Source organism: Massilia frigida, assembly GCF_011682175.1.
Classification (GTDB): domain Bacteria; phylum Pseudomonadota; class Gammaproteobacteria; order Burkholderiales; family Burkholderiaceae_D; genus Telluria_A; species Telluria_A frigida.
Window position 1 is genome coordinate 1 of record NZ_WHJG01000087.1, and the last position, 4,267, is coordinate 4,267.

Consider the following 4,267-nt stretch of genomic DNA (forward strand, 5'->3'; position numbering starts at 1 on the left):
GCCCGCAAAAGCGATGGCGAGCCCGGCGTCAAGACCATCTGGCGAGGATTGGACCAAGTAATGACCGCAGCTCAAACATTGCAGGCACTACGGGAGGAAGGCGCCTGAGTTGTGTATAACGAGATGGCTTCAACCTGACGTCAGGCAGCCGACTCGAACGGCGTCAATATAGGGTCGCTTCACCCATTTCCTGACGGCCTCGCGTTCGCACCTATGACCCCAACCTGACAGGCTTAGCCCTTAACCCGGTTTTACGTTCTATTGCACCTTGACCCCCTGGATCGTCGCTGTCGATGTAGCGCATAGCTGATTGTACGGTTTTCCAGCCGACGTGGTTCGGCTCGGTACTTTACTTTCAAGATTCAAGAACAAAATTAGGCTTTTCTTCCTGCTCAAGGGCAGGCTGTATCGCTATGGGCAGACACCAAGACGACGGCAGTGCGTCTTAGCGCATCCGCCACCACGTCAAGGTCCAAGTGTGGGCGCCCCTGCACCCAACTCTCGACAAGCGAGAGCTGGGCATCGGCTATTTGCCGTGCGATCACCTCGTGCGGGACCCGCGCAAAACCGGCGGGATGGCGTTTGAGTCGTTCAGCAATGAGATCCGCCAGCGTTTGGCCAAGCAGGGGCCGCGTGGGCCAGCCGAGCAAAACGCGCGCAACCTGCTGATTGTCCCGAAAATGCCGAAGCAGGGCCGTCACATACCCGGTCGACCGGGTTGGACCGACCAGATCGGCCAGGATGGAGAATGGCCCGACAATGCTGGCCCGCAAGAGGTCGTGCTTGGTGCGGTAGTGCTCATAAAACGTCGAGCGGCCGACGTTGGCGCGGTCCGCGACGGCGCCGATCTTGAGCGCATCGTAGCCTTGCTCCAACAACAACACCACAAACGCCCCGTGGAGTGCGGCGCGCGTGCGCAGGCTGCGGCGGTCCAGCATTTCGTCAACCATGGGATCCTCTCTTTGACGGACAATGTGGAGGTTTTGTCCGCTAGCGGATGAACCGAAGAAGTGCTCCGCCACTGTATGCGGCGGCAATGATATTACTGGGGCTCCAACCAAAAAGTAAAGGAATCCCATGCATTTGCCAGCAACTGTTCCCCTCCCGTCGCATCGGCGCCGGGCCGCTCTCGCCATCGCCGGCACCACTGGGGTTGCGCTCGTGGCCCTGTCTCATCACCCCGTTGTCGCTAAAGCGTCGTCCGTTCAGGAAAGCCTCGCTCAGCTTGTCTCGCTGCAGCTGATGGATGGCGTCGTGCATGGCGTGCTCATTGTCATGCTGGCGATGCTGGCCGGCGGCTTTGCGGTGTTCAGCGCGCTGCTCGGGCGCCAGCGCCCGCCAGTGATCATTGCGATGGCCGGGTATGGTCTCGGCTGCTGCATCGTTGTCGGGGCGATGCTGCTCGATGGCTTTGCGGTGCCCCACTTGGCGCGCCAGTTTATCGCCGCGCCGCAAAGCGAGGTCGACGTTATCTACGTTGTCCTGCGGGTTATCGGAACCATCATCCAAGTGCTGACCAAGGCGGGACTGCTGTCGATGTGCGCCGCGTTTCTGGCGTGGTCGTATGCCCTGGCGTCCGCGCCCGCTTGGCCATGGTCGCGTTGGTGCGCGGCGCTGGGGTTGGCGGCGGGGATACTTCCCGGCCTGTTTATCCTAGTTGCCGATGTGCGCCTCACACCCGGCAGCCTGATGGCAATTTTCGGCGTGCATTCCATCTGGAACCTGGCAGCGGCAGCCGTTTTGGTTCGGTCCGGTCGTAGCGCATAGTCTGGTCGTTTGTCGACGGGATCTTCACGATTAGCGCCATCACCCACACGTCGATCGTGATCGCCCAGTGCTTTGTAGTCGACATACCGCCCGCCGCGCTCACCGCAGCACAGTGTTTGGAGATTTAAGAAGCTGCACGAGCCCAACAGTCATCGCGGGCTTCGCCCCCCTCGGTATGGGGGGAGCTTTAGGTGTGAACAACTGGACTCGCGCCTCGTTCAAGAATATATTATTCAAGGTACGCTAAAAATTGCTCGCAGATGGCGCCGTTCAAGACATTAACAATCAAGGGTAGATAGCCCCTACGCCTAAGTCTTTGAATTTGCTACGGGTCTGTTCAAGGCTCTATTCTGACGTAACAATGCATACGCGTGGTGCGACGCATACCTTGGCATTAAAGACGCACAGTCTGGCATGGAGTGACGTATAGGTTGGCATTCTGCCTTCAGGCGGCTGGCGAAGCCGAACCGGGCGACTACCCACAAGGACAACTCTGTGAACCAACGCTAAGCTTGTACGCACTTCCAACTATGACAATGCTCCCGACTACCACCGTGGACGATAAGTGCTCGTTTAGCAACGTCCAAAATGCCAAGATCGGCCCACCATCGATTTTTTTTCACCAAGAGGACAGAGGGCTCCACGGGCTTCTCACCTGCGGGCTTTCCGCCACTATCTAGACTTGTTCTCGGTTCGAGCCGCAATATCTGGAATAGTTTCGGCAGGAGATACCACTGTCTGCACTGAAGCTCGACCGGTCAGCCGCTGCGCGGCGACATACGCGGCGGTTCAGGGGCTTCCATGCGTGGTTTGCGGTACAATCGCCCCGCGAATGGTGGCTGATCACATCAACGGCCTTGCGGTCGAACACTACCGCACCGGCACAAACGATGTTGCACATCAAACAAGTATCGCTGCCGTTCAGCCGCACTGTCCTCGCTGTTCAAGCCAACAGGGTGGTATGGCGTCAGCCTTTTCCGAATGTATGCATACTAAAATTTAGCCATGACTATCATCGATTTGAAATCCCCAGCGGTGCTAGCACGCCAAAAAGAAGTGTGTCAACAGTATTCATCGGACGTGGTTCTGCCGGATCCTCACCTCAAGATCGGCATTGCGATCGACAGCCTGTCGAACATGCCGATCACCGGGGTGCGCTGCACGCCGGAAAATGGCACCGATGGCTGGTACATTTGGGGCGGCGATCACTCATCCGAGACCGAATTTTATCAGCCGCTGCACCTTAGCCATATCGGCGAGTTTGCCCCGCAAGTCGTGCCCTATCTTGCTCTTGCTCCGGGATTTAAATTCATCATCGATAATGACGGCTACGAAGACGTGTGGTTTGACCCATCGCTGCTGGAACCGTCCTGATCGGAATCAGTATTTCACTGCTGATTTCCATCGGTGAGGCGCGTGATGGCTGATTCCGCCGATGTTGGTGGCGCTGGCGCCGCGCCACCCGTTGCGGCCGGCCCAGTTCGGCGCCTTGCTGCCAGATCGCGTACAGCCGGCCAATGCGGTGCAGGGCTGAGGTCATAATCGTTACCGTGAAAGCTCGAGGCTAAACGTGCGTGCATCTCCAGCTCGCATCGCGACGAGTTAAAAAGATGCCGCCAGGCCCGACCCCTCGTTGTGGCGGCGGTACGGGCCCCGCGACGAAAGACCGCGCCTGCGGCGGCCTTCGGGCCCCAATATACCCAAGCCAAAGTGACCGGGTGATGCCGAAATCTCAGAAAACAATTGCGGGATTTTCACAGGGCTAACGGCCTGGGTCCAGACGTCAAACTTCGCGCAGACCCGTTCGGTAATGTAAAAAGTCTTGATCCGTCGCTCATGGGCAAGCCACGCCAGGGTTCGGGCGGTGCGGGTCGCGGATAACTCGGAGATGATTGTGGAAGCCAACATTGGCAATGAAGTTTTCTTTCTTGACGGTTGCGTGATTGAGGACGATTTTGTCTATGTTGCCTGCAACCTGAAGGAGGTTGATCCGCGTGAATACGCGCACGCGCGCCTGAGCGTCCACGACGCGCAAAGCACCCAGAAATGGAAGTGGTTCTATCACGACGTGGACGCCAATGTGGTGTCGGTTTGTGTCAAACGACCGGACGCTGCCCGTGGACGATTGCTATGCAGCCTCTCGAAGGAAGGCGAAGTCGAATTGTTCGACAATGCCAACGGTCCGGCTGTTCACGAAAAAATCGGCGACGCCGGTGCGCGTCTGGGAACTGGGGGCTACGTCTCGCAAATTCGAGAGATCGGCGCAGCCTTGTTTGTTTGCGGCCAGCATGGGCAGGTGTACAAGCGCACAAGCACGGGCTGGGTACATATCGATCAGGGGCTACTCAGCGTGCCGGAAGGGTTCGATCCAGAGTAAGCGCGCCATAAACCCCAGACTTGTGGCATAGCTGCGGCTGCAGCATTCTTTCCCCATCTAATTTTATGTGGGACAAGGATGAAAAAGGACATGCAATTCTGGGCGGCGCATGTTGCGGCGATT

Annotated in this window: 4 protein-coding genes; 3 read left to right on the forward strand and 1 reads right to left on the reverse strand. The window is 57.9% G+C overall.

Annotated features, from left to right (window positions below):
* Positions 1-392: 392 nt before the first annotated feature.
* Positions 393-950 carry a TetR/AcrR family transcriptional regulator gene (locus F2P44_RS33805; RefSeq protein WP_167094399.1) on the reverse strand — a complete coding sequence of 186 codons (558 nt, stop codon included), beginning with the start codon at positions 948-950 and terminating at the stop codon, positions 393-395.
* Positions 951-1,077: 127 nt separating this feature from the next.
* Between F2P44_RS33805 and F2P44_RS33810 the strand changes: the two genes are divergently transcribed.
* The 3 genes from F2P44_RS33810 (at position 1,078) to F2P44_RS33820 (ending at position 4,144) form a co-directional block, all read left to right on the forward strand.
* Entirely contained in the window at positions 1,078-1,767 is a 690-nt protein-coding gene (locus F2P44_RS33810) for a hypothetical protein (protein ID WP_167094401.1), read from the forward strand.
* Positions 1,768-2,772: 1,005 nt separating this feature from the next.
* Positions 2,773-3,141, forward strand: a complete 369-nt coding sequence (locus tag F2P44_RS36000) for an immunity protein Imm33 domain-containing protein (RefSeq protein ID WP_167094403.1) — start codon at positions 2,773-2,775, stop codon at positions 3,139-3,141.
* A gap of 520 nt (positions 3,142-3,661) precedes the next feature.
* Positions 3,662-4,144: a hypothetical protein gene (locus tag F2P44_RS33820; protein ID WP_167094405.1), complete on the forward strand. Its 483-nt coding sequence runs from the start codon at positions 3,662-3,664 to the stop codon at positions 4,142-4,144.
* Positions 4,145-4,267 lie beyond the last annotated feature (123 nt).